The organism is Shivajiella indica, from assembly GCF_042683085.1.
GTDB lineage: Bacteria > Bacteroidota > Bacteroidia > Cytophagales > Cyclobacteriaceae > Shivajiella > Shivajiella indica.
The window spans coordinates 342605-368317 of sequence record NZ_JBHUIV010000020.1 but is presented as its reverse complement, the minus strand read 5'-3'; the positions used below and the strand labels follow the sequence as shown (position 1 = coordinate 368317).

The window sequence follows — 25713 nt, the reverse complement described above, 5'->3', positions numbered from 1 at the left end:
TATTATAGGTTTTTAATAATAGGTTCAAATTTCTCCAATGCCTCGATCAATTGCTGATTTTCCTCCCTAGTCCCCACAGATATTCGTAGACAATCCTCACACAAGATTACTTTTGATCTATCCCTCACAATAATCATATCATGGATCAGGTATTCATATACTTTTCTCGCATTGTTCATCCTGACCAAAATGAAATTGGCATCAGAGGGAAAGACATGCAGGACAAAATGCAGCTTATCCAGTTCTTCCTCCAGAAAAACCCTTTCTATTCGAATGATATCGACCAAATTGTCTATTTCTGCAGCCCTGTCCAATGAATCCAGTACTTTTTGTTGGGTCAAACCGGAAATATTGTAGGGAGGTTTAATCAGGTTGAGTATTCGGATGATCTTTTCTGAGGCAAAGGCCATTCCTACTCTCAAATTTGCCAATCCCCAGGCTTTGGAAAAGGTCTGCATGACCAATAGATTGGGATAATTATCCAACTCCGTGATAAAACTGGGTTCATCACTGAAATCAATATAAGCTTCATCCACTACTACCAGTCCTTTAAAGTGGGAAAGGATATAACGTATTGCATCCCTATCCATCTTATTCCCGCTCGGATTGTTCGGAGAACAAATGAATAGGATCTTACTATGTTTATCCACCGCCTCCAAAATGGCCTCCACCCGTAATTGAAAATCTTCTGTCAGGTTTACGCGTTTTATGGCAATATCATTGATCGCTGCAGAAACCTCATACATCCCATAAGTTGGGGGCAGTAAAATGATATTGTCCAGGCCTGGAATACAGAATGCCCGCATCAATAAATCGATGGCCTCGTCACTGCCGTTTCCAAGGAATATCTGTTCCTTTTTTACTCCTTTGATCGGAGCAAGTTTTTCCTTGATTTCCTGTTGATAGGGGTCTGGATACCGGTTAAAGGCCTCCCCTGTCAAAGACCCATATGGGTTTTCATTCGCATCCAAAAATACCCCAACCTTGCCCGAATATTCATCCCGGGCTGAAGAGTAAGGTTTAATGTTACGGATATGTGGTCTTAATAATCTTTCTAAATCAAAGGCCATTACTTCTTCTTATCTTTTAGGTACTTCAAACGGATGGATACTGCATTTTTGTGGGCTTCCAATTGTTCATGGGAAGCCATTGTTTCAATAGTTGGACCAAGGGTTTGAATGCCCTTTTCTGTCAATTTCTGGTAGGTTATTTTTTTCACAAAACTATCCAGAGAAACGCCACTGTAATTTCTTGCATAACCATAAGTAGGCAAGGTATGATTGGTGCCTGAAGCATAATCTCCTGCGGATTCCGGGGTGTAATTACCGATAAAAACTGAACCTGCATTGATGATCTGTCTCACTACCTCCTCTTCATTTTCCACGCAGATAATCAAATGTTCTGGGGCATAATCATTGATCAGATCAATGGCAGTTTGCTGATTGGCCATAATTACTGCCAATGAATTCTCCAAGGCCCTTTTGGCTATATCCTTTCTTGGAAGTTTATCCAACTGCTCATCCACTTCTTTTAAAATTTTATTGGTTGTTTTTTCAGATGAGGCCACCAGGATTACCTGAGAATCTACCCCATGCTCTGCCTGTGAAAGCAAGTCTGCGGCTACAAAAGCAGGTATGGCAGTTTCATCAGCATAAACCAAAACTTCAGAAGGACCGGCTGGCATATCGATAGCTACTCCTTTTTTAACTGCCAATTGTTTGGCCGCTGTAACGTATTGGTTGCCAGGCCCGAAAATTTTATCCACTTGAGGCACCGATTCTGTACCATAGGTAAGGGCGGCTATGGCCTGAGCTCCTCCTGCTTTGACAATTTTGTCAATGCCAATTAAGTCTGCAGCGTATAAAATTGCTGGATGGATATTGCCATCTTTATCGGGTGGGGTACAAAGCACTATCTCCTCACATCCTGCAATATTTGCCGGAATTCCCAGCATCAAAACCGTTGAAAACAAGGGTGCTGTTCCTCCGGGCACATACAATCCTACCTTTTGAATCGGAACGGATCTTCGCATGCAGGTTACCCCTTCCATTACTTCCATCTCCAAATCAGGAGTTATCTGGGCTTCATGAAATTTTTCAATGTTTTCTTTAGCTTGGATAATGGCTTCTTTCAATTTTGGATCAACGGTTTCCCTTGCCTTTTTCACTTCTTCAATGGATACCAAAAGGGTTTTAATCTGCACATGGTCGTATTCCAAAGCAAATTTTTTCAAAGCTTTATCACCCATACGCTTGACTTTCCGCATGATGGGTTTGACTATTTTTTCAATATCCTTTGTTTTTTGAACAGGCCTTTTGAGTTTCTTTGCCCATTCCTGTTGGGTAGGATTGATAATTGTTTTCATATTTAGTCAATGCTTATTCTGTTCCTGATTTTACTTATAATTTTTTGCATATTAACAGTAAAGTTCAACCCTGCCCGCCTGATCGGACGGGCAGGCACTTTGTGGTTTTATAACTAATGTTCACTCTTCAGTCATCATTCTTAATTCTACATTCTTTGTCCCACCTCCGCATATCGAAATCCGAAAACCCACTCATCACCCCACACATTGTTCACTCCTGATTCATAATTCATCATTCTTTTCCGAAATCCGCCTTAGAATATCGAAATCCGAAATCCCATTTCAGAGATCCGACTTCAGACATCCCACATCCCTTCTCAAACCACCATCTTCTCAATGGGTACCACCAAAATGCCTTCCGCTCCGGCAGCCCTTAATTCCTCAATATTTTCCCAAAACTGATCTTCACTGATCACTGAGTGTACTGAAGACCATCCCTCTTGGGCCAAAGGTAAAATTGTAGGACTTCTCATCCCTGGTATCAATTGGATTATTTTATCCAAAGAAGCATTCGGAGCGTTCAGCAGGACATATTTGTTGCTTTTCCCTTTTTGAACGGCATTCATCCTGAAGAGCAATTTGTCCACAATGGCAAGTTTGTCTTCGGATAAATTTTTATTGGCAATCAACACCGCCTCAGACTTGAAAATCTCCTCCACTTCTTTCAATCCATTCATCATAAGTGTAGACCCGGAACTGACGATATCACAGATTCCTTCTGCCAGCCCGATACTGGGTGCTATCTCCACTGAGCCTGATATTTCATGGATTTCTGCCTGTATGTTGTATTTGGCCAAGTAATCACCTAGGATTTTGGGATAAGAGGTAGCTATACTTTTTCCCTGAAAATAATGGATATTGGTGTATTCCTGACCTTTAGGAATGGCCAAGGAAAGTCTGCATTTGGAGAAACCCAGTTTTTTAAGCACATCCACATCCTTGTCTTTTTCCACCAGCTCATTTTCCCCAACTATACCCAGGTCTGCTACGCCATCAGCTACATATCCCGGGATATCATCATCCCTGAGAAAAAGAAATTCAATCGGAAAATTGGTGGACGTGGATTTAAGTTTACCGGTGCCATTATAAAATTTGATCCCACACTCCTTTATCAGGGCTAAGGAATCATCACTTAATCTACCGCTTTTTTGGACGGCTATACGGATAATTGAATTCATGGACGCAATATACGTTTAGTATTAAAATGTAAATAGGAATTTTAAATGTTAAGGCTGCAAATATCCATCAACAGCCACACGCGGGCGATATGTAAATGATTTCCTCCTTAGGAGGAATGATGGAAATGATGAACAGTACCAACATGGGAGTTGGCAGAAAAATGGTGGATATATAGCTGTGTTCTGTTCATTACAGCAACAAATATAAAGGCAAAGTTTTAAACTCCAAACTCCAATTGTCAAATTCCAAACTCCAAGCTTCAAATTTCAATTTCAAAAAATTCCAACTATGACAACCTGACACTTGTCCACCGTGGTGGAACAACGACAAATCCAAATTTTTTCTCTCCCCTCATAACTCTACAATCCTCTTTTAAACATTGTTCCATATCGCCGGCGATTCCGATAATTCTTCGATTGGCATCCACAGCACCGCCTCTGAAACCGGGCTGGCATCTTTCAACCCATGGGGTTAAAACCCCAGGTTACTATATCCATCGCCCCTAAGGGGCTGTTTTCATTAAAATCCATCGGCTCTGTGAAACTCGGTGACTACTCCGTGTATCTCAGTGTAAAAAAAAACCTCTCTTCAAGAACCAATCTATCACACTTTCAAGATTCCCACTTTTGTCATTTTATTGACTCTTAAATAATCACCTAATGAACCAATTCCTAAACTCACAAAGCTCCCACTTTCCGAAATCCGCCTTTCGAAATCCCATTTTCAACTATTCACTCTCCACACATACCTCTCCATTCTTCACTCAATACGGATCCACATCCACCACAAACCTCACCCCTCTAAAATCCTTATGCGCCTGCATCTCTTCTAAAATATGTAACAGTTCCTGTTTGAAATGGGCCTGTGCATTTCCTGTTCTGTCCAGTTTGACAATAGATTCAAAAATGTATTGGTTCTTTATTTTGCCGATCAACCCTTTTTCAGGACCCAAAAGTATTTTTTTGACCTGTATGTCGCCCATTAAATTATGAAGGTACCTAGCAGATTTTTCTGCGGTTTTGTAATCTTTATGCCGGGTCGTGATTTTAATGATTTTTACAAAAGGCGGGTAGAAAAAGCGTTGTCTCTCTCCCATTTCCTGAAGGTAGAAACTTTTGTAATCTCCACTGATAATCTGACCGAAAATTGCTTGTTCAGGCTTTCTGGTCTGAATAATAACAGAGCCCTTTTTATCCCTTCTCCCTGCCCTGCCGGCCACTTGGGTAATCTGTTGAAAGGCCCTTTCACCCGCCCGGAAATCCGGAAAATAAAGAATCCTGTCCGCATCCATAATCCCTACCACGGTCACCCTATCAAAGTCCAATCCCTTTGTAATCATCTGAGTACCAACAAGTATATCTACATTACCTGAACCAAAATCTTCAAGCAGACGCTGATAGCCATACTTACTCCTTGTGGTGTCTAGATCCATCCTGGCAACTCTGGCTTCAGGAAAAAGAAGGGATAAACTTTCTTCAATCCTCTCAGTACCCAATCCTACCGCACTCAGTTTGTTGCTTCCACAGGCAGAACAGGCATGAGGGACTTTTTCTTTAAAACCACAGTAATGACAACGCATTTCTTCCCCAAATTGATGGTAGGTCAGGCTTACATCGCAATGCTCACATTCAGGTATCCAGCCACAATCCTCACAGGAAATATAGGGCGCATAGCCTCTTCTGTTCTGAAAAATCAATACCTGTTCCTGATTATTCAATGCCTCCTGAATCTTTTCCCGCATCAATCGGGTAAAATCCAGCTTCAATAGGTTTTTCTTCTTGTCTACCAAGATGTCAGCAAGGTAATAGTCTGGCAATTGGGCTTCCCCAAATCGTTTTTCAAGGGAAACATAGCCATACTTCCCTGTTTTGGCATTGTGAAATGTCTCGAAGGAAGGGGTGGCTGAGCCCAATAATGTTTTGGACTGATGCAGCCATGACAACATTATCCCCGCATCCCTTGCCTGAAATCTTGGTGCAGGATCAAACTGTTTGTAGGAAGGCTCATGTTCTTCATCTATGATGACCATTCCCAAACTGTCAAAGGGTAAAAAAATAGAAGAGCGAACCCCAACCACAAAGGAAAGTTTACCGCTTAAAACCCCATTCCAAACCTCCACTCTTTCATTATCGGAATATTTGGAATGATATACCCCCATACTGCTTCCGAAAACCTGGCGCAACCTACCCACCATATGGGTAGTCAGGGCAATTTCAGGCAAGAGTAACAGGACTTGGGAACCACCTGCCAATACCTCCTTAATCAGCGTAATGTAAAGTTCTGTTTTGCCACTTCCTGTGATGCCATGCAGTAAAACAGTATTCTTATCCTCAAACTCTTTTTTGATCTGTTGAAAAGCTTCTTCCTGTTCACTCGATAGTACGATCTCCTCATTACTTCCCTCTTCCTCTTCAAACCTGCTGATGATGATTTTGAATTCTTCCAAAACCCCGTTTTTTATTAAAGTTTTCAAGGAGGAAGCTGAAAGTCCAGCGTCGGAAATTACTTTTTTTTCTAATCCTTTTTGGTTCAGTTCCGGCTTTTTATATACAGGTACTTCCTGGAGATATTTCAATAAAATCTCCTCTTGCTTAGGTTTGCCCGCAATTTCATTGAAAAGTGCTTCCAGTAATTTTTTATCCTTCACATGTTCATGGGAAAACCTGATCCTGGATTCCACTTTTGGGCTATATTTTTCTTTGACCTGTTCAAAAACAATAATCGCTTCCTTGATCACCAAACTTTTCAGGATGCCATGAATGGATTTAATGCCAAGCACCGCTTCACAATCCTCATAACTCATCTCTTCCTTGTTGGCCAGCGCCTGAAGAAGAAGTTCTTCCCTTTCATCCAAGGGATATGGGCTAGTGTCCGGATCAAAGGTAGGATTGAGTTGAATTTTGCTTTCACTACTGAGTTTTAATCCGGATGGTAGGGCTGCATTCATCACCTCTCCTATATGGCAGCAATAATATTCAGCCATCCAGGCCCAAAAACGGATCTGAATCGGGTTGACTGTGGCGTGGTTATCTAAAAGATCAAGAATGGGTTTGGCATCATAAGAAGTGGGAGGTTTTTGATGAACCCTTCCTATGATCCCGGTAAGTATTTTCTTTTTTCCAAATTGTACAATTACCCGAAATCCTATACCAATACTTTCTGCCAGGTTTCTGGGGATTTTATAGGTAAACATTTTGGGAATGGGTACCGGTAATATAATATCCGCGAAAAGGTTGGACTTCTCGTCTTTATTGTCGTATTGATCTCCGAATAAACTCTCCAAAAGTGTCAGAAGGCTAAAGTTGGAAATTGGCCGAATGTCCGACCGAAACTTACCCACGCTTAATGCAGGTCTTTTTTTATTAGTGTAAATTAAGGCATTTCCAATTGAATCCACATTTTAAAAATGCAAAAGAGAAATAATTTTTCCGAAAGACAGAAAACCCTATTTTTACCTGCTGTCAATTTATCCAATCTTACCAAACTTCATGAATAAACGGAATTTTCTGAAAACCCTGGGAATCAGCTTGGGATCGCTTCCTTTGTTTTCCTCTATTTCTATCCCTTCTGAAGAAGCAGGAACCACCCTGCCAAATCCATTAAAAAAAGGGGACAAAGTAGGTTTAATCAGCCCTTCTGCTGCCACCTCCGAAAGGATTCAGTTTCAGTTTGCCAAAGAGGCATTGGAGGCCCTGGGTTTTGAGGTCAAATTAGGTGAAAACCTGAAAAACAGGAGAGGCCATCTGGCAGGTACTGATGAAGAAAGGGCCAATGACCTCAACAGCATGTTTTCGGATGCTGAAATTAAGGCAGTCATTTGTATCAGAGGAGGATCGGGAGCAGCTAGGATTTTACCCTTAATTGATTATAAAGCCATTAGAAAAAACCCCAAACCCATTCTTGGCTATTCAGATATCACCGCCCTGCACAATGCCATTCATGCTAAAACAGGCTTGATTACTTTCCATGGACCCAATGGTTCCGGGAGCTGGAACAGTTTCAATGTCAAACAATTTGAAAGTATGTTTTTCAATAGGGAATTGATGACTTTTGAAAACGAAGTGGTCAAAGGGGATGACCTGGTGGTCAAACAAAACAGAATACAAACCTTAAGATCAGGGACAGCCAAAGGAAAAATTTTAGGGGGTAACCTTACTGTTTTGACCTCCCTATCCGGAACTCCTTTTCTTCCTGACTTTAAAAACAGTATTTTATTTATTGAAGATATTGGCGAAGACCCCTATAAAATTGACCGGATGATGAGTACACTCAAACTGAATGGTACTTTAGAAAAAATCCGGGGATTTATTTTCGGTCAATGTACAGACTGCAATCCCTCCGGAGGATATGGCAGCCTGACTTTGGATGACATTTTGGATGATTATATTCTCCCGCTTAATATCCCTGCATATAAAGGTGCAATGATCGGACATGTTGCCAAACAGTTTATCGTCCCTATTGGGGCAGAAGTAGAAATGGATGCAGATTCCGGCACTTTTAGGTTGTTGCATCCTGTTTTTAAAGATTAATGTCGTGCTATGAAAACTGTCTGTTTACTCACTATCCTTTTTCTGACTTTTTCAGGAAGGGATGCCATTCTAAATCCTGAACTTATGAAACAAAATTACACATACCTCGCGCTTGGAGATTCTTACACTATTGGTGAAGGGGTGGAAGAAAGCGGAAGATATCCCAATCAAACCGTGGCTTTATTGAACGAGAAAGGTATGGAATTGGAACTCTCAGGAATCATAGCCAAAACAGGTTGGACTACCAATGAACTGGCAGAAGGAATCGAAAAGGCAGGCATTAAAGGAAAGAAATATGACCTGGTCACCTTGTTGATTGGGGTAAACAACCAATATAGGGGAAGAGACGTTGAAAATTACAAATCTGAATTCAAAGAATTATTGCAGGATGCCATTGATTTTGCTAAGGGAAATGCCAATCACGTGGCAGTCATTTCAATTCCTGATTGGGGGGTAACACCATTTGCTCAGGAAAGGGGAACGGACCAGAAAAAAGTTGCCTTGGAAATAGACATCTACAATCAAGCGAATCAAGAGATCGCAAAAGAATTGGGGGCGCATTATATTGAAATTACCGAAAGATACCGTGAAATAGGTGCCTTACCTCAAATGGTTGTAGCCGATAAACTCCATCCAAGTGGCTTGGTTTACAAAGAATGGGCAGAACAATTGGTCCAGGTTATTGAACAGAAAATGATTTTTGATTAAGATTTTTTCCTTTGACAAATATTTATTGATAATCAAGAATTTATGGCAAAGGAATTGTTATGTTATTAAAAAACATAACCAACTATGAGAGGCTTAATTACCATTGGACTTTCCATTCTGTTATTGGCCATGATGTCCTGTAATTCTACCAAGCTTACTGAAAATAATTCAGGGGAAGAAAAGGTCTATTGGGTGAATAGCAGCAAGGTCCCCTGCGAAGGAGTTGCTCCTATGTCTTGTCTACAGGTCCAGGAAAGTGAGACCATTGAAGAAGGAAAATGGAAATTCTTCTATTCTAACATTGAAGGATTTGACTATGTACCAGGAAATATCTACAGGATTAAAGTAAAGGTTCAAAAAATTCAGGGTACCATTCCTGCTGATGCCTCTTCACTTCATTACCAACTGGTTGAGGTTATGGAGAAATACACGGATTTGACTTTGCGATTGACGAATATCTGGCTGGTGAAGGAAGCGGGTGACCTGCTGAATCCCAAAGGAGCGAAAGGTGACCTGACTTTCGAAATCAATGCCGGTGAAAGGAAATTTTATGGTTACTCCGGTTGTAATACTTTTAGAGGCACGATCGCATCAATAACGGATAAAGAAATCAAATTTGGACCTTTAGCCAGTACTAGGATGGCATGTGGTGAGGAAGAAATGAAATTGGAAACAAAAATCATGCAGGACTTAGAGAAGGTCAGCCAATACCATCTCGAGGGCAATTATCTTTCCCTGATGGATTCCGACAAAAATGTTTTGATAAAATTATTGAATGTAGACTAAAAAAAGGGAAGCGTTTCTGCTTCCCTTTTTAATTTTTATCATTTTGAATTTTTAGCCTTTTGGCAAAACATTCGAAATCAGAGAAACTTTCTCAATGGGTTCTGATGCATTGGAATAAATCCTTACTACGGAATTTTGTTTACCCATTTTTCCTGCTGAATTAAAGACCACCTTTAATTCTCCTTTTGCACCAGGAGCAATAGGCTCTTTAGGCCAGTTGGGAGCGGTACAGCCACAGGTCACTGCCACATTGGAAATCACCAAAGGAGTATCACCTGTATTGGTAAATACGAAAGTATGCTCAACTTTATCCCCTTGGGTGATGTCTCCAAAATCAATGGATTTCTCATTGAATTCAAGGACCGCGCCTTTCTTTTCTGTCTGTGCCTGCACGGCAAAAACGGTCAAGACCAAGGCTGCTAATAAAAACATTTTCTTCATGGTTATTGTATTTAGTTTTCGTTAGTTTCTTATTCTGAGCTGCTAATATAAAACTTTGGATGAAAGTTTACCATAAACAACTCCTTCTTTGCTCTAGTTACCGCTGTGTACAGCCATCGGATATATTCTTTGGTGACCATTTCATCTGTAAGGTACCCCTGATCCACAAAGACTGCATCCCATTGACCGCCCTGTGATTTGTGGCACGTCAAAGCATACGCAAATTTGACCTGTAAGGATGTCAGATAGGGGTCTTTTTTTATCAACACCATTCTTTCTGCCTTATTGGCCACATCTGCATAATCCTCCGAAACCTGCTTATACAGATCCCTGTATTGTTCAGGACTCAAAGCGGGATGTGGACTATATAGCGTGTCCATCACCACCTTTGCCTCAAAGTAAGGTTCATCGGGATAATCCAGAAGCCTCAATTCCAATGTCGCAAATCTCAGGCCATACATTTCTTCAAAAGATCTTATTTTTACCACTTCTGCAAAATCCCCGTTGGCCAAAAAATTAACTTTTTCAGATTCAGCCATGTAGGTATAGTTATTTTTGACAATCATCAGGAGGTCTCCTGCACTGATTTCATCATCAAAAAAGTGAATATTTCTCCGGATGTATTGATTATACTGCACAGCCGATTTATTAGAACGGGTAATGATGACCGTATTCTCAGTCCCATATTTATTGTAGGCATACCTTAGGCCATCCTCCAGTCTCTCTCCGGTCATCTTATAAATATCCTTAAATTCTATCGTAGAAAGGGCAATTTGAGGAGTTTTGGAAGATATCTGATTTCTTAAATAGGTGGCATTATATAAAATCCCAGAAGTTAGCTGCTGTCGCATCACCTCTGTTAATTCTATAACATCCACTTTTAACCTAAAATGTCTGATCAGGTAATCCCTATCTAAAGCAGGGCTTAGGTTACTACCCACCGGAGGTAATTGGGCAGTATCTCCGACCAGTACCAACCGATTACTTGATTCTTGAAAAACATAATGGATCAAATCCCTCAGTAAACTTCTGCCATTGAATGATTCATCTGCGAGCATGGATGCCTCATCTACAATAAAAAGGGTATCCTTATAATAATTTTTCACCAGATCAAATCCTGCCCCAAGCTCTCCTATCTGATCTTTGGGTCTATAAATGATCTTATGGATGGTAAAAGCGGATTTATTACTATAATTCCCCATTACTTTTGCTGCCCGACCTGTTGGTGCTAACAGCATGGATTTTATTTTCAGTCTAGGGAGTGTTTTTACCAAAGCAGAAATAAGGGAAGTCTTACCTGTTCCTGCATAACCTCTCAAGATGAAAATTGGGACATCAATAGGTCCTTCTTTAAAAAAAGAATCCATCTTAAAAAAGAATTCCCTTTGCCCCTGCGTAGGCTCAAAAGGCAAATATTTAGCCAATAAAAATGAAGGCTTCACCATACCTTCCTTATCTTTACCTTTCATTTCATGACGAATCTAAGGGTAATATGACGAAATTGGAAAAAGAACTGGTAGATAAATTTGGAGGAAGATTAAGAACCCGGGTAAATGGTATTTTAATTAAAGATGACAAGATTTTAATGATTAAACATAAAATGTCTGCTGATAGGTTTTTTTGGAATGTACCAGGAGGAGGAATGAAATACGGCTTCAGTGTAGATCAAAACCTGGAAAGGGAGTTTTCAGAGGAAACCGGGCTAAAAATCAAAGTCAAAAAATTTATTTGCGCCCACGAGTTTCTAGAGCCACCCCTCCATGCGATTGAATTGTTTTTCGAGGTGGAGCAAATGGGAGGAGAATTGAAAATGGGGATAGATCCGGAACTTCATGAAAGCATGCAACTAATCACCGAAATCGGGTATTTAAACCTCGAAAATCTCAACTTGATAAAAAATGAAGAAAAACATCCATTATTTTGGGGAATAAAATCACTTAATGATGTGGGAAAATGGATAGGATATTTTAATTTTGAAAATAATTCTATAAAATAGCAACTTGTTAAAATACCATCAACCTTTACAAAAGATTAAATCATCTCAAAAATGACGCTAACCAGAATTTTATCCGTAGTATTCTTATTGGGGGCTCTTGGATTGGGCTATATGCTTTACAAGAGTGTTGACGATGTCATGCAGGAAGAAAAAAGAATTGCAGCCATCGAATCCAGAATTATCGAAAAACTTCAAATGTTGAGGGATGCCCAAATTGCTTATATAGCTACCAAAGGCGAATATGCCGGAAGCTGGGATTCGCTTAGACAGTTTATCGAAGAAGGTAAAATCTGGATTGTTCAAAGAAAAGAAACTACCACATTATTGGCTTATGGTAAAGAAGAAATATCAGTTTCTTATGATACATTGGGATCTGTTTATGTAATGGACTCTTTGTTCAATGAAAGGAGATATCCTAATTTCAATTTGGATAATCTTCACATTGTACCGGGTTCAGGTGGTAAAGAATTTGAATTCTTTGCAGATAAAATCGAAAGAAGCCAGAGAGAAATCGGTGTTTTTGAAATCAGGGATCCGGATCCGATTAACCCAAAAAGAAGGTTAAATAACAAGGAAAAAGCACTTAGGGTAGGGTCTAGGACTGATTCCTCCACTTCTGGTAATTGGGAGTAATCTTGGTTCAACAGACAGAAAATACTTTGAAAAAACTTTATTGCGATAAATATGATCCTTCTATGGTATCCTATTTATCGCTTTTCTTATATAATCATATCCGGATTCTTTTTGCTAAGGATAAAAACAATAAGATAGTAGCTGTACGCACCTGGAATCTTTTGGCTTCCTCGGAAGTTCCTATTTCCAATGTATGGAAGGATGATTTATATAAGCTGGATGTACCTACAAAAGTTTTCGTTCATAACAACCTGTTTTCTTTGGTACCCGGTGTGCTTTTCAATCCTGATTTTCTGGGGACATATTTGTCCTTTGCAGGAGATCTGACGACAGATATACATCCCTTTTCCAATAGTTTGGAAAGTAACAATTATTATTTGGTCGGAGGTCTAGGAAGTCAGTTGTTTCAACTACTCAGTGACGGTAAGTCAAGCATTAAATTTCACCATGGTTCCAGCTCATTCCTGTCTTTTTGTTTGAAGGAAAGGCCTAAATTTCTTCCACAGGAAATTCTGATATATATGTTTGACAAATCCTTTTACCTGGCTGCATTTAGCAAACAGGAATTGGCTTTATTCAATAAGTTTGATATCCAGAATAGGGAAGAACTGCTTATGTATTTATTTGGTATAACCAATCAATTGGGATTTGACAGAAAATATTGCCGATATACGCTTTTTGGTGCTAAGAATAATTTCGATATCAAGGAAAATTGGGCTGTGGAATATTTCAAATATTTCAATATCACTCATCCTGAAATTAACCAATCCTACCACGAGGGAACAGAATCTTTTTCGAAAACTTTTCATTTTGAATCCCATTGGGAATTTATTCAATAACATTTCATGAAAAAAACAGCCATTTTCCCTGGTTCATTCGATCCGTTTACCAAAGGCCATCATGATATTGTCATCCGGAGCCTAAATCTTTTTGATGAAGTGATTGTGGGAATAGGTTACAATTCAGCCAAAAAAAACAGATATTTTGATATTGAATTGATGGTCGAAAAAATCAATGGGCTATACCAAAACCAACCGGAGGTCAAAGTAGTGGTGTATAATGAGCTAACTTCCACTTTGGCAAAAAAACATGATGCCAAATTTTTAATCAGGGGCTTAAGAAATACGACCGACTTTGAATACGAAAACACAATCAGTCAGATGAACAGGAAGCTTAATCCTGATTTAGAAACTGTTTTTTTGATCACGTCCCCACAATATGCAACTGTGAGTTCCACCATTATCAGAGAAGTCCACCGATATGGGGGGGATATCAGTGATTACCTTCCCTACCCAATATGAACTTTAGGCACCAATTTTAAAAACTGTTTGTACAAATACCTCATGGAAGGATAAGAATTAACCAATGCTACTTTGGCCTCATAATGGGTCAGCCACCTGATATCATCAATTCCCTCTTCTTTTTGGGGCTTCATCCCAGCATCATTTAGGTTTTCCATCGCATACCAATAGGTCTTTTTAAGAATGCTTTTTCTATTATGGGTATACGTATGCCATGTTTTACAAATTTCAGGGCCCAATTTTACTTTAATTCCGCATTCTTCCTCCACTTCTCTCACTGCGCATTCTTGTGGAGTTTCTCCTTTATCAAATTTACCTTTTGGCAAATCCCACTTGCCCAATCTAAAAATAAAGAGGATATTTTGCCCTTTTGTCACTACACCTCCAGCTGCTTTGATAACTGTGAATCTACTTTTTATGAAATTTTTAACTTCCTTTTTGTTTTCCGTTAAAAGCGTAACCGAATCCAGATTTTTGAGTTTTCTTGTTCTCAGGAGGTATAATAATTTAATGACCACATCTTTACTGGGCTCAATGATCAACACATCATCATGGAAATCAATGGTTGCAGGAATATCTTCAGGATGGTCATATACACATTCAAATGTTTTTTCCTTCGGTAACTCATCTACCGACATGACATCCAAAGGTTTATCATTGATAAAAATCTTCATGGCTGGGTCAGTTTTGCCAGATTAATTTTAATTGTTCCAAAAATGCATAAAATTTTTCATGCGACACAACAGGCTCTAACTTTTTATCTTTTAATTTTAGGGCATGGAATTATTTGATAAAAAAACCGCTTCTGAAGTAGCATCAAAATTACTGGATATACAGGCCATCAGGCTCCAGCCTGAAAAGCCATTTACCTGGGCATCCGGATGGAAATCCCCTATTTATTGTGACAATAGGCTATCCCTATCCTATCCGGAAGTCAGAACTTTCATTAAGGAAAATCTTGTCAATGCCATAATGAAAATTTTCCCGGAAGTAGAGGCTATTGCCGGAGTAGCTACAGCGGGAATTCCACAGGGTGCATTGATTGCAGATCAATTAAAACTCCCTTTTGTCTATGTCAGATCAAAGGCAAAAGGCCATGGAATGGAAAATATGATTGAAGGAAAGGTAATTCCAGGTCAGAAAGTTGTGGTAGTAGAGGATCTGGTTTCCACTGGGGGTAGTTCCCTCAAGGCTGTTCAGGACCTGAGGAATGCAGGATTTGAGGTTTTGGGAATGGTGGCCATTTTCACTTATGGATTTGAGACTGCAAAGGTTAATTTTGAAGAAGCAAAAGTCAAGTTAATTTGTTTGAGCGATTATTCTGCCATGCTGCCACAGGCATTGGCCAATGATTATATAGATGACCAAACCCTAGCTTCTTTAGTGGAATGGAGAAAAGACCCTTCCAACTGGACAGGAGTTTGATTCATGTTAAAAATAAAGGACCCGGTATTTAAAAAAATAAACCGGGTCATTTGAACTTCCAAGCTAACGGCTCCCGTAGTGCTCTTCGTAATACTTTTGGTAATTTCCGGATGTTACATTTTTGAGCCAATCTTCATTTTCAAGGTACCAGTCAATAGTTTTTGAAATCCCCTCCTCAAATTGTAGGCTCGGTTCCCAACCCAGCTCATTTTTGATTTTGGTAGCATCAATAGCATACCTCAGGTCATGCCCTGCCCTATCTTTTACAAAAGTGATCAACTTTTCAGAACTGCCCTTTTCCCTACCCAGCTTTTCATCCATTTTTTTACAAAGCAAACGGACTATATCAATGTTTTTCCATTCATTAAATCCGCCAATATTATAGGTTTCCCCACTTCTACCCTGATGGAAAACCACATCAATGCCCCTCGCATGGTCAACAACATATAGCCAGTCCCTGATATTTTCCCCCTTTCCATAAACCGGCAGGGGCTTGTTGTTCTTGATATTATGGATACAGAGCGGTATCAGTTTTTCAGGAAACTGATTTGGACCATAATTATTGGAGCAATTCGTGATGACTGTTTTTAGCTTATACGTATTTGCATAAGCCCTTACAAAATGGTCAGAGGATGCTTTAGATGCCGAATACGGAGATTGGGGATCATAGGGAGTTGACTCCAGGAAAAAGCCTCCATGGTCTAAAGAGCCATATACCTCATCTGTGGAAACATGATAAAATAAATGCTCGGAATAGTCTTCCCAAAATGCCTTGGCGGTATTCAAAAGATTAACAGTACCGATCACATTGGTTTTCACAAAGGCCAATGGGTCAGTAATAGACCTGTCCACATGGGATTCAGCTGCCAGGTGAATAACATCTGTGATCTGATGCTTTTGAAAAACTTCCACTAAATTTCTTTCATCCAAAATATTCACCCTTTCAAAGAAATAATTGGGGGAATTCTCCACCTCTATCAAATTCTCCAGATTGCCGGCGTAGGTGAGGCAATCCAAGTTGATAATATTATAATCAGGATATTTTTGGACAAATAGTTGGACCACATGACTACCGATAAATCCGGCCCCTCCTGTAATCAATATATTTTTACGCTTCGTTGTCATACGCAATAAAATTACGGTCTTTTATCTTTTCTTGTCCTAGGTTTATCCACCATAAAATTCCTTATACCAAGCAACAAAATTAGCCACCCCCTGCTCTACCGGGGTATCAGGCTTGTATCCCGTATCTCTCATTAAATCCGAAACATCTGCATAAGTGGCCGGTACATCTCCAGGTTGCAATGGCAACATTTCTTTCTCAGCTTTCTTACCCATTGCTTTTTCCAAAGCACCGATATAATCCATCAACTCCACTGGGCTGGAATTTCCAATATTATATACTTTGTAGGGGGCATATGAACTACCTGGATCAGGATGATGTCCGCTCCAATCCGGATTACCCACTGGAGGTCTGTCTGCAACGCGTACGATTCCTTCCACTATGTCTCCCACATAGGTAAAATCCCTTTTCATTTTGCCATGGTTAAACACTTGGATTGGTTTACCCTTGGATATGGCATCAATGAAAATGAATAAAGCCATGTCAGGCCTTCCCCATGGTCCATATACTGTAAAAAATCTCAATCCAGTGGTTGGGATTTTGAACAAATGGCTATAGTTATGGGCCATGAGTTCATTTGCTTTCTTGGTTGCTGCATATAAACTCAAAGGATGGTCTACGTTGTCAGAAGTTGAAAAAGGCATCTTTGTATTCGCACCATAAACGGAGCTTGAGGAAGCATAAACCAGATGTTTGACAGGAAAGGCCCTACAAGCTTCCAGAATATTTAAAAATCCTGAAATATTGGCATCGATATAAGCATCCGGATTGATAAGGGAGTACCTGACTCCTGCCTGAGCAGCAAGATTAACCACCACATCAAATGATTCTTCATTAAAAAGGGCCAGTAATTTGGCCTTATCTGCAAGATCCATTTTAATGAATCTATAGCGAGGATAAATAGAAGACTGTACCGGTTGATCAGGTTGGATTCTATCTTTTTCTATTCCGGAATTTTCCAGCCGGGCATATTTCAGGTTAACATCATAATAATCATTGATATTATCAATCCCAACGACAGTATCTCCCCTTTCCAACAAGGCTTTGGCTAAGTGAAAACCTATAAATCCTGCTGTTCCGGTAATTAAATATTTCATGCTACGATCTTTAAAAGCTAAGTAAAAATTTTGCCGAATTTAAAAACAAAATGTCTGGTACGACATGAATTTTTAAGATTTTTCAAGAAGCCGGCCATAATTCTCCAGAATGAGTCTGTGCATTTTTTCTCTTGGATACTTTTCAATGACCTCTTGGTAAAGGTTGTCAGCCAAAGATTGCATATAGTCTCTTTTGACATAAGCAAACTCCAAAGCTTCCTTTAATATCTCCGTGTTTTTTACAGGAAATACCAATCCAGTCCTTCTGTGGGTCACCACATCAATATTACCTATGATATCAGAACAAATTACCGGTACCTGCATGGCTCCTGCTTCTAAAAGAACATTCGGAAAGCCTTCTCTATGGGAAGCATGCACCAATAAATCAGCCATGGCCAGGTAATGGGGAACATGGTCCGTCCATTCAATTTGAACAATCCTTGGATGATCCTGAATTTTTCTCACTATCTCATCATCGATTGGGTTCAGTTCCTGTTCAAAGGACCCCAACAGTACCAATTTTCCATAATTGACAATCCTTGATGATAAAAATGCATTTACAAGTTCTTCAATTCCCTTATCCTTCACAAGCCTCCCAATTGCCAAAATCAAATAATCGTTTTCTGATGGAGTGATCCTAATAGTAGCTGCTATCAAATGGTTTTCAGATAAAGCGTCTCTGGTGAATTTGGCGAGGTCTATCCCATTTGAAGAACCAAAGCCTATCATTTTTACTTTTGATTCATCCACCAATTGCTCACTCAACATAAAATCATAAAGTGATTTGGAGTTTGGCCATACCTCAGTCGCCCATCGGTAGGTGAGCTTTTCCATGGCTATCAATAGCTTCTTCTTATTTTTTTCAGCAACCATATAAGGCATGCCTGCCACGGTATGTATCCTGATTTTCACTCCGGCCAATTTTGCAGCAATCATGGACAAAAGTCCTGCTTTTGGCGTATGGGAATGGACAATATCAGGTTTTTCTCTCTTAAATAACCAATAAAGTAACCATAAACAATATAGATCCCTAAAGGGTGTTATTTTTCTGGTGAAAGGAATTATTTGATGTTCGACACCTTCTTTCCTGACCACTTCATTGATTTCTCTACCATCAGCGCTAACCATCAAAACCTCCCAACCCGCATCCTTCATGAATTTCATTTGGCCTGTCAATAAAAGTTTGAGTGACAGCGGAACAGTGGTTATTCGAATTAATTTTGGCATTTAAATCTTTTATTTTAAAATGATAAAGATACATTTTTATTGTTTCGCGTGGAGGTTAAAATCCAAAAAAATAAGGACATAACGTAATTTTTAAATGAAAAAATTAAACAATATTATTCTTGTACCAAATTTCTTTCAAAAGATGATTGGTGGAGTAGGGTCTGATGAGGATCGATTACCCTTTTCTGGTTAATTGCTTAAACACAGCCCTCCAAATTCGACTTTACTCCAGCTTAAAGTAATCCCTTACCTACTTTACTACATCAAAAACATAAACGATCTCATGTTGGTAAACCTGTCCCGGGTCAAGTCTTGAGGAGGGGAAATTAGGTTTATTTGGGGAATCAGGAAAAAATTGGGGTTCCAAACATAAACCGTAATGTTTGGTATAACTGACTCCATCAGTCACTTGTTTTCCATCTAGGAAGTTTCCTGTGTAAAACTGAACCCCGGGCATATTGGAAAATAAGGTCATCTTTCTTCCTGATCCACCGTGGACAAGTTCAGCCATTCTGGTCAGTTTTCCATCATGGACTTTTTTAACTACATAATTATGGTCATAGCCCCGTCCGGTTTCTCCAATCCTTTCTCCAACCTTATGGGGAGATGTGAAATCAAAAGGGGTATTTTTTACTGAAACTATTTCTCCAGTCGGAATCAATCCAGCATCAACAGGGGTATAGTATTCTGCATATAGGGTCAGTTCATGGTCCAAAACATTTTCTTTCATTCCACTCAGATTGAAATAGCCATGATGGGTTAAATTTACAATGGTGGATTTGTCGGTTTCAGCAGTCATGGTGATAGATAATCTATTTTCCTTATCTAATACAAAAGTCAAGGTTGTTTTTAAATTCCCCGGGTAACCCTCTTCCCCATCTGGACTGACATAGTTCATCTTAACCCCAATGGCGTCGTCCATTTCCACTATTTCTGCCTCCCAAAACTTTTTGTTAAAACCCTCCCTTCCTCCGTGGATATGGTTTTCCCCACTGTTGGTTGTTAACTGATACTCCTGCCCATCCAGTACAAATTTACCTTTAGCAATACGATTGGCATACCTCCCAGCTGTCGCATTAAAAAAATACCTGTCAAATTGAAATTCTTCTGGGCTATTATAGGTCAACAAAATATTTTCAGAATTACCCTCCTTATCCGGCACAATGATTTTGGACAAGATTCCTCCATAACTTAACAACTCTACTTCCATCCCGTTGCCGTTTTTTAAATGAAAAACCTTTGCTTCCTTATCGCCCATTTGTATACTATGAACATGGATATCAAATGTTGCTTTTTCCACGTTTTTTTGATCTTTGGGTTTTTGACAGGAAAACAAAATCAAGCAAATGACAAATAGCTGAAAATGAGGTATTTTTTCCATAAGTGAACCTATTTTAGGGTAATTTAAGACTAAATACATTAAATTTTTGCCTATTATAAGAGTAATTTGACATGAATGATTTAGATGGCTTCATTTTTGAGTTTTGTGGGTTATTAAACTTAACCAATCATGAAAAAAACCATTCTACTTTCCCTAACCTTAGCAGCTCTTTCCTTTTCCTGTGTTTCCAAAAAGAAATATGTAGAGCTGCAAAATGACCTTTTTAAAACTGAGGCTGCTTTAGCAGAAACAAGAACCGAAAAAGAAGCTATTGAAGCTGAAAAGAAAGTATTGGAAGACAAAATGGGAAGAATTCAGGCAAGAGTAGATGAATATAATGCCCGGATCAATTCTTTGAAAACAGAAAATGATGCCCTGTTCAGCCTTGATGGAAAAACCCCAATGTCATCCAACACCAAACAGAAACTCAATGCAACTTTGGCAAAAGTCAATCCAGAAGACCTTGCCAATGCAAAAACCATGGAAGATTCTGTGAATCTTGCCGTTTCTTACAACCTGAAAAAGTCGATCACCGATGGTTCTGCCGAACAGGATGAAGATATTTCTATCAATGTGGACAAAACAGTGGTGATGATCAATGTTTCCGACAGATTATTATTCAACACCGGTTCCTATCAGGTATCCAAAAATGCGGATGGATTATTAAAGAAGCTTGCGGAAGTTATCAATGCAGAACCTTCAGTAGAAGTAATGATCGAAGGACATACCGATCCAAGAAGTATTCAGACCGGTGTGTTACAGGATAACTGGGACTTAAGTGTCAAAAGAGCAACTTCCATTGTTAGGATTCTTCAGAGCAAGTATAATGTAGCTCCTGAAAAACTAATTGCGGCTGGCAGAGCAAGTTATATTCCTTTGGTAGAAAATGATTCCAAAGAAAATATGGCTAAAAACAGGAGAACAAGAATAGTAATCATTCCTGATCTTGATAAATTCTTCGCCATGATTGAAGAATAAAAAACAGACTTTTGATTTGCCCCTGTATATTAAATTTTATTCCCCCTCAACATTAAAGTTGAGGGGGTTATTTTTTTCATGAGCTTCCTTTTGGATCTTCAGAAACATAAGGTTCAAAAGGATAGGCCTTAGGTAAGACCTCTATCCCTGTGGTGACTTTTATAGGCCTTTGTCCGGGATAGGTTATTTCAACAAAATACCCTGAATAGCCTTTAGCCGGTTCTTTTAAATCCACTTCATATCTTCCGCTTTCATTCACCAAAATTTCAGATGAGGTCCATTTAGGCCCAAGGACATCTATCCGGAAGTCTCTGGAATTTTCGTTATTCGCAGACCATAATTTAATTGAAGCCGGTTTTTGATTGGGGTCTGTTGTAATGATGATTTTATAATCTTCAATTTCCCAATGATATTTGGGTCTTTCAGTATTGTTCAGAACAGAAGCATAAAAAGAAACCATATTTGGTAAAGCATCAGATTCGCGCAGGTCGTGGCCAAAATTTGGCACATATTGTAAATGCTTCTCCCCCTTTAAGTCATCCCAGTAAAACTTCCAGCTATCCGGTAGAAAAAACTGATCTCCTGCTGCATTGATCACAAGTTTGGGCATGTCATAATCTTCAATAAAGGAATAAGGCTCTGTTATTTCCAACAGCCTCTCATATTCTTTACTTCCCTGCCATTCCATTATTCCTTCTCTCACATAATCATCCACAGCAGGGGCCCAAAAACCATAATTCCTCCAATGGTGCTGAAACGAAGGTTCAATATTAAGCAAGTCAATCACGATAGGAACCATGGCCACTACCCTATCATCCACCGCTGCCGTGGTCCAGGTAGTCCATCCTCTTTTTGAGGCACCTGCTACCACAAATTTATCAAGGGAAAAACTGTGTTTTTCTTGAGACACTTCAGAAACTACATCCATAGCAAGCTTAACAGCCTTAGTCATAGGAAGTCTGGCCAACCAAATGGCATCTTCATCTTTGGCCCCTCCCTCTAGGAACTTTCTCCATCCATAGGCAATGATTGCATCCTCATATCGCTCCCCAAATGTGTCGTTTTTAAAGACCAAAGGTTGAAAGGGAACATTATGGATTTCAGCCACAATGGATTTTGTAGCCATGGCAGTATGTAAGATCAATTCATTGGGACTTTCCGGAATTTTTGAGTTTTTGCTCCCGCCTCCAATCCACATCATCCCGGTTTCAAAATTGGTCTCCTTTGGAACAACCATAGAAACCCAATGCCACCATTCCGTTTCATCGACAATATCCTTGGTCAACCAATTTTGAGAATACATTTTGATAAGATGATAATCATATCCTTCACCTTCAGAAGAATGAATAATTTCATACCTGAAATCCGGATCCGGGGCATGGACATATTCCCTCAAAATGTTGGAGGAACTTTGTTTAATTTCAAGAGTTTCTGTTTCCTTGGGTTTACAGAAGAATAAAATCGTACTATTTAAAAAAAGAAAGAATCCAAATCTGAGAAAGAAAGTTGTCTTTTGCATAGAATATTTTAAGATTTATACCCCATAATTTAAGAATAATAAACAAAAAGGCACAAAAGTTTAAACTCCTGTGCCTTCTTGAAGAATTATTTTTTGAATTATTTTTTATACAATTGATTGAAAAGCAATTTAAAGGTGTTGTGTGCCTGTGCTCTGAATGTTATTTCAGGACCAAACGCATAAAGTTTACCTTTTCCAATGGGTGCCTCAAAGGCAACTACTCCATTTTTCAAATAAGATTCCCCCCAAGCCCAACCTGATACCAGTGGAGATTCAGTTCCAAACCATGCCAATGGCTTCACACCCTGCAGAAGGGCATCAGGTGCCAAACTAAATACAGGGCTATTATTAAACACCATATTGGCGGAATTATCCATTCCCCAGTTTGCTGGATTTGAAGTATCCAAATGGGCTTTAAGAATACTTCCCGGGATATAATATTTGTCACCGGTCAAGGGTTTTTCTCTTCCATCAGGAAGCTTTTCCATGAGCGCGTTAGTTACTGGAAGACCTAGATCATAGGCAAGTGAGGTACTTGCACCAACTGCAACTACATTTCCTCCTTCTTCCATAAATTTCCTTAATTCAGGAATTGATTTTTCTTTTGTCAAATTACCCAAAAGCTTGTGGTATTGTGCATCAATATCCTCTGGTTTCGGCATGCCACTCCAACTTCTTACTGTTCCCGGAGCCCCAGGACCAATGAATAAAATAACATCATATTTGGCTTTCAGGTTACCATTGTCGATATCCTGAGGGTAGATCACCTGGAATGGAAAATGATATTGTTCCAGCATCCATCTTACCCAACCAGAAGGCATGGATCCGCCATAATGATCGAATAAAGCAATTCTAGCCGGATTGATTTTGACAGCACCGGATGGCCTGGATCCTGAAACCATTTTTACCCCAAAATCTTTGGCTGCTTTTTCCAATACTGCCTTTGAACCTGATACGTGAAAACTACCTGCAGGCAATCCGGATACAACCGATGTAGTTCTGTAGACACTGGCTCCTGCTTTGAGCAGATCATTGACAGCTATGAAAGCATTGTTTCCTCTGGCATCTATTAGGAATCCAGATCCACCTGGAACTTTTTGGGCAGGAAAATCTTCTGTTACACCATAAGCAAGAGCTTCAAAAGGACCATCAAATGCATCCAACACCCTGTCAAACTCCACCCCCATTTGGAAGGCCAAAGTCCATCCAGCAGCATCATAGGGTCTTTTTGGAGGTCCACCTGGATATTCAAAGTCATTGGGATGATCCTGTGGTTCAAACATGTCCAAAACATGTGGCCTGAATGCCTGAGCAGATTTAACCACATATGAACCTGCAGGATATTGCTTCCCGTTTACCGTAAAGTTTGCTGTTGCCTTATGCACCTGAATACCGGATTTGATCAATGCATTGATAAACCTTACTGCAGTAGGAAAATCCGGTTGATCTGCAGAAAGGATGAATCCTCTTGGATCTCTCAAATTTGGGTCTTTGAATACCGTATCAAAATACTTGACTGGAAGGCCACTTCTCATTCCATAATAGGCCATTTCAGGATCATCCGCACTTGCTTTTTCTTTGGCAGCATTGTATGCAGATTGCACAGCGGCTGATCTTTTGGGATACTTGGTCCAATGATCCATATTTCCTCGTTCAATGCTGTTTCTCCCCATTTTATAAATGTTATGCAATAAAGCATCTCCATTTCTACTGGCGAAATCCAAAATGGCGTAATTCATGGAAACGGAATAATCAAGTGATTTTTTGAAATTCCATGGCTGTGGATCAATAGGATAGGGTGTTGCATGGGTAGGAATCAGACGCTCCGGAACCAAAGGGATTTCTGAAGGTGTGGGACTTCCTGTGATTTCAGTCAGGATTCCGATCATGTTATGAAAATAAGGGGTTGTCCTCAAACCTCCATTCCACCAGGATGAAAATACTGATCCGCCCAACCGGGTATATCCTGGTTTACCTTCCAGGTTCAATCTATTGATCATGGCTGCGCCCACTCCATCTAAACTTGTCATGATCAAAGGGTCAAAAACATGATTAAAAGGATCACGGTATGGAGGTCCTGCCACAACAGTCCCCGCCGGAGAAGTCTGGTGATGGTTGTAAATAATTTGAGGCAACCATTCTACATATTGCTGAAAGGAGGTGTTGATTGTCTCCTTCATGTTATTCATAAAAAAGTCCCTGTTGTTGTCATGCCCCACATATTTTTGGTACATATAGGGTGTTCTCATGTCCCTCTTCTTCACATCCTCAGGACCCATATACCAGTTTGAAACGATTTCATGGCCATCGGGATTGGTATGAACGACCAAGATGATCACATCGTTGAGGATTCTCATATTTTCCTCATCGCTTCTTGTCAGCAAATCATAGACAGTAGGGATCAGCTGATGCGAGCCCACAGTTTCTGTGGAGTGCAGGCCTCCATCAATCCAAACTACAGGTTTTCCTTCTGCCACTAATTCAATCGCTTCCTCTTCACTTACTTCTGCCCTTCCCAACAACTGCGAGATTTCTTTATATCTATCCAGTTTTTGATGATTTTGAGGAGAGGTAATTATCAGCATTGGCATCTGACGACCTTCCTCTGTGGGACCTATCTCCATGAATTTTGCCCTGTCAGAAAGTTCTGCAACTTTCCTGAAATAGGCATCGAGCGCTGTGTAGGTAGCCAATTTATAATCCTCTCCTATTTCAAAACCAAAATGTTCTTTTGGAGTAGGAATTTTCTGGGCAAAAAGGCTGGAAGTAAGAAACCAACCAACCAAGGCCAGCAAGAAGTAATTTTTTCTCATAATAAAATGATTAATGATCTGGCGTTCAATTTAACAGAGTATCCTTATCAAAACAAAAACTGACATACAATCGGATATTATTGGGTTTGATTGGTAATTAACCCCCGACCAATATTTTGTAAATTTGTTTGGGTGCCTGTTTCCTGGAATTTACGGACTGGAAAAAATTACAACAAATACAAAAATCCATTGTTAAACTATTAAAACTAAAA

Annotated in this window: 22 protein-coding genes; 9 read left to right on the top strand and 13 right to left on the bottom strand. The window is 39.6% G+C overall.

The window, feature by feature from the left end; genetic code table 11:
- Window positions 1-2 precede the first annotated feature (2 nt).
- The 4 genes from hisC to priA form a co-directional block, all read right to left on the bottom strand.
- Entirely contained in the window at window positions 3-1070 is a 1068-nt protein-coding gene (gene hisC / locus ACFSKV_RS15795; RefSeq protein WP_380804830.1) for a histidinol-phosphate transaminase, read from the bottom strand.
- Window positions 1070-2365: a histidinol dehydrogenase gene (gene hisD / locus ACFSKV_RS15790; protein ID WP_380804828.1), complete on the bottom strand. Its 1296-nt coding sequence runs from the start codon at window positions 2363-2365 to the stop codon at window positions 1070-1072. Before hisD ends, hisC begins: the two co-directional genes overlap by 1 nt.
- Window positions 2366-2682: 317 nt before the next feature.
- A complete protein-coding gene (gene hisG / locus ACFSKV_RS15785; RefSeq protein WP_380804826.1) occupies window positions 2683-3543 on the bottom strand; it encodes an ATP phosphoribosyltransferase in 861 nt (286 codons plus the stop codon).
- 764 nt (window positions 3544-4307) lie between these two features.
- Window positions 4308-6827: a replication restart helicase PriA gene (gene priA / locus ACFSKV_RS15780; RefSeq protein WP_380805123.1), complete on the bottom strand. Its 2520-nt coding sequence runs from the start codon at window positions 6825-6827 to the stop codon at window positions 4308-4310.
- Between the two features lie 205 nt (window positions 6828-7032).
- Here priA and ACFSKV_RS15775 point away from each other — a divergent pair, with 205 nt between their 5' ends.
- The 3 genes from ACFSKV_RS15775 (at window position 7033) to ACFSKV_RS15765 (ending at window position 9567) form a co-directional block, all read left to right on the top strand.
- Entirely contained in the window at window positions 7033-8073 is a 1041-nt protein-coding gene (locus ACFSKV_RS15775; RefSeq protein ID WP_380804824.1) for a S66 peptidase family protein, read from the top strand.
- Between the two features lie 84 nt (window positions 8074-8157).
- Window positions 8158-8781 (top strand): SGNH/GDSL hydrolase family protein, encoded by a 624-nt coding sequence (locus ACFSKV_RS15770; RefSeq protein ID WP_380804821.1) that lies wholly within the window; start codon window positions 8158-8160, stop codon window positions 8779-8781.
- 84 nt (window positions 8782-8865) lie between these two features.
- Window positions 8866-9567, top strand: a complete 702-nt coding sequence (locus tag ACFSKV_RS15765) for a DUF4377 domain-containing protein (protein ID WP_380804818.1) — start codon at window positions 8866-8868, stop codon at window positions 9565-9567.
- A 51-nt stretch (window positions 9568-9618) separates the two neighbouring features.
- On the opposite strand, the gene ACFSKV_RS15760 is transcribed toward ACFSKV_RS15765, so the two are convergent.
- A complete protein-coding gene (locus ACFSKV_RS15760; protein WP_380804816.1) occupies window positions 9619-10008 on the bottom strand; it encodes a DUF1573 domain-containing protein in 390 nt (129 codons plus the stop codon).
- A gap of 29 nt (window positions 10009-10037) precedes the next feature.
- Entirely contained in the window at window positions 10038-11477 is a 1440-nt protein-coding gene (locus tag ACFSKV_RS15755) for an ATP-dependent DNA helicase (RefSeq protein ID WP_380804813.1), read from the bottom strand.
- Between the two features lie 23 nt (window positions 11478-11500).
- Here ACFSKV_RS15755 and ACFSKV_RS15750 point away from each other — a divergent pair, with 23 nt between their 5' ends.
- From ACFSKV_RS15750 to coaD, 4 genes are read left to right on the top strand one after another with little or no spacing between them, the layout of a single operon-like run.
- Window positions 11501-12004, top strand: a complete 504-nt coding sequence (locus tag ACFSKV_RS15750) for an NUDIX domain-containing protein (RefSeq protein ID WP_380804812.1) — start codon at window positions 11501-11503, stop codon at window positions 12002-12004.
- Window positions 12005-12055: 51 nt separating this feature from the next.
- On the top strand, window positions 12056-12637 hold the full coding sequence (locus ACFSKV_RS15745) for a hypothetical protein (protein WP_380804809.1): 582 nt from the start codon (window positions 12056-12058) through the stop codon (window positions 12635-12637).
- Window positions 12638-12663: 26 nt separating this feature from the next.
- Window positions 12664-13476 (top strand): DUF3822 family protein, encoded by an 813-nt coding sequence (locus tag ACFSKV_RS15740; RefSeq protein WP_380804808.1) that lies wholly within the window; start codon window positions 12664-12666, stop codon window positions 13474-13476.
- Window positions 13477-13482: 6 nt separating this feature from the next.
- Entirely contained in the window at window positions 13483-13938 is a 456-nt protein-coding gene (coaD, locus tag ACFSKV_RS15735; protein WP_380804807.1) for a pantetheine-phosphate adenylyltransferase, read from the top strand.
- Here coaD and ACFSKV_RS15730 read toward each other — a convergent pair.
- On the bottom strand, window positions 13926-14612 hold the full coding sequence (locus ACFSKV_RS15730) for an NUDIX hydrolase (RefSeq protein ID WP_380804804.1): 687 nt from the start codon (window positions 14610-14612) through the stop codon (window positions 13926-13928). The genes coaD and ACFSKV_RS15730 overlap by 13 nt on opposite strands.
- 103 nt (window positions 14613-14715) lie before the next feature.
- Here ACFSKV_RS15730 and pyrE point away from each other — a divergent pair, with 103 nt between their 5' ends.
- Window positions 14716-15363 (top strand): orotate phosphoribosyltransferase, encoded by a 648-nt coding sequence (pyrE, locus tag ACFSKV_RS15725; protein ID WP_380804802.1) that lies wholly within the window; start codon window positions 14716-14718, stop codon window positions 15361-15363.
- Window positions 15364-15426: 63 nt separating this feature from the next.
- Here pyrE and rfbB read toward each other — a convergent pair whose 3' ends face one another.
- From rfbB to ACFSKV_RS15705, 4 genes are all read right to left on the bottom strand, one after another.
- On the bottom strand, window positions 15427-16488 hold the full coding sequence (gene rfbB, locus ACFSKV_RS15720; RefSeq protein WP_380804800.1) for a dTDP-glucose 4,6-dehydratase: 1062 nt from the start codon (window positions 16486-16488) through the stop codon (window positions 15427-15429).
- Window positions 16489-16530: 42 nt separating this feature from the next.
- The gene (locus tag ACFSKV_RS15715) at window positions 16531-17583 is read right to left on the bottom strand and encodes an NAD-dependent epimerase (protein WP_380804798.1); all 1053 of its coding nucleotides are present in this window, start codon (window positions 17581-17583) and stop codon (window positions 16531-16533) included.
- A gap of 72 nt (window positions 17584-17655) precedes the next feature.
- Window positions 17656-18810 (bottom strand): glycosyltransferase family 4 protein, encoded by a 1155-nt coding sequence (locus ACFSKV_RS15710; RefSeq protein ID WP_380804797.1) that lies wholly within the window; start codon window positions 18808-18810, stop codon window positions 17656-17658.
- Between the two features lie 250 nt (window positions 18811-19060).
- Entirely contained in the window at window positions 19061-20191 is a 1131-nt protein-coding gene (locus ACFSKV_RS15705) for an aldose epimerase family protein (protein ID WP_380804795.1), read from the bottom strand.
- Window positions 20192-20320: 129 nt separating this feature from the next.
- Between ACFSKV_RS15705 and ACFSKV_RS15700 the strand changes: the two genes are divergently transcribed.
- Window positions 20321-21169, top strand: a complete 849-nt coding sequence (locus tag ACFSKV_RS15700) for an OmpA/MotB family protein (RefSeq protein ID WP_380804792.1) — start codon at window positions 20321-20323, stop codon at window positions 21167-21169.
- A 76-nt stretch (window positions 21170-21245) separates the two neighbouring features.
- Here ACFSKV_RS15700 and ACFSKV_RS15695 read toward each other — a convergent pair whose 3' ends face one another.
- Both ACFSKV_RS15695 and ACFSKV_RS15690 read right to left on the bottom strand, forming a co-directional pair.
- Window positions 21246-22688, bottom strand: a complete 1443-nt coding sequence (locus tag ACFSKV_RS15695; RefSeq protein WP_380804789.1) for a PhoPQ-activated pathogenicity-related family protein — start codon at window positions 22686-22688, stop codon at window positions 21246-21248.
- 98 nt (window positions 22689-22786) lie between these two features.
- Window positions 22787-25501, bottom strand: a complete 2715-nt coding sequence (locus ACFSKV_RS15690) for a M14 family metallopeptidase (protein WP_380804787.1) — start codon at window positions 25499-25501, stop codon at window positions 22787-22789.
- Window positions 25502-25713 lie beyond the last annotated feature (212 nt).

What these genes read in the sequence shown, in the direction of transcription:
- hisC (WP_380804830.1), bottom strand. Translation starts at nt 1,070, where the DNA reads ATGGCCTTTGATTTAGAAAGATTATTAAGACCACATATCCGTAACATT.
- hisD (WP_380804828.1), bottom strand. Translation starts at nt 2,365, where the DNA reads ATGAAAACAATTATCAATCCTACCCAACAGGAATGGGCAAAGAAACTC.
- hisG (WP_380804826.1), bottom strand. Translation starts at nt 3,543, where the DNA reads ATGAATTCAATTATCCGTATAGCCGTCCAAAAAAGCGGTAGATTAAGT.
- ACFSKV_RS15775 (WP_380804824.1), top strand. Translation starts at nt 7,033, where the DNA reads ATGAATAAACGGAATTTTCTGAAAACCCTGGGAATCAGCTTGGGATCG.
- ACFSKV_RS15770 (WP_380804821.1), top strand. Translation starts at nt 8,158, where the DNA reads ATGAAACAAAATTACACATACCTCGCGCTTGGAGATTCTTACACTATT.
- ACFSKV_RS15765 (WP_380804818.1), top strand. Translation starts at nt 8,866, where the DNA reads ATGAGAGGCTTAATTACCATTGGACTTTCCATTCTGTTATTGGCCATG.
- ACFSKV_RS15760 (WP_380804816.1), bottom strand. Translation starts at nt 10,008, where the DNA reads ATGAAGAAAATGTTTTTATTAGCAGCCTTGGTCTTGACCGTTTTTGCC.
- ACFSKV_RS15755 (WP_380804813.1), bottom strand. Translation starts at nt 11,477, where the DNA reads ATGAAAGGTAAAGATAAGGAAGGTATGGTGAAGCCTTCATTTTTATTG.
- ACFSKV_RS15750 (WP_380804812.1), top strand. Translation starts at nt 11,501, where the DNA reads ATGACGAAATTGGAAAAAGAACTGGTAGATAAATTTGGAGGAAGATTA.
- ACFSKV_RS15745 (WP_380804809.1), top strand. Translation starts at nt 12,056, where the DNA reads ATGACGCTAACCAGAATTTTATCCGTAGTATTCTTATTGGGGGCTCTT.
- coaD (WP_380804807.1), top strand. Translation starts at nt 13,483, where the DNA reads ATGAAAAAAACAGCCATTTTCCCTGGTTCATTCGATCCGTTTACCAAA.
- ACFSKV_RS15730 (WP_380804804.1), bottom strand. Translation starts at nt 14,612, where the DNA reads ATGAAGATTTTTATCAATGATAAACCTTTGGATGTCATGTCGGTAGAT.
- pyrE (WP_380804802.1), top strand. Translation starts at nt 14,716, where the DNA reads ATGGAATTATTTGATAAAAAAACCGCTTCTGAAGTAGCATCAAAATTA.
- rfbB (WP_380804800.1), bottom strand. Translation starts at nt 16,488, where the DNA reads ATGACAACGAAGCGTAAAAATATATTGATTACAGGAGGGGCCGGATTT.
- ACFSKV_RS15715 (WP_380804798.1), bottom strand. Translation starts at nt 17,583, where the DNA reads ATGAAATATTTAATTACCGGAACAGCAGGATTTATAGGTTTTCACTTA.
- ACFSKV_RS15710 (WP_380804797.1), bottom strand. Translation starts at nt 18,810, where the DNA reads ATGCCAAAATTAATTCGAATAACCACTGTTCCGCTGTCACTCAAACTT.
- ACFSKV_RS15705 (WP_380804795.1), bottom strand. Translation starts at nt 20,191, where the DNA reads ATGGAAAAAATACCTCATTTTCAGCTATTTGTCATTTGCTTGATTTTG.
- ACFSKV_RS15700 (WP_380804792.1), top strand. Translation starts at nt 20,321, where the DNA reads ATGAAAAAAACCATTCTACTTTCCCTAACCTTAGCAGCTCTTTCCTTT.
- ACFSKV_RS15695 (WP_380804789.1), bottom strand. Translation starts at nt 22,688, where the DNA reads ATGCAAAAGACAACTTTCTTTCTCAGATTTGGATTCTTTCTTTTTTTA.
- ACFSKV_RS15690 (WP_380804787.1), bottom strand. Translation starts at nt 25,501, where the DNA reads ATGAGAAAAAATTACTTCTTGCTGGCCTTGGTTGGTTGGTTTCTTACT.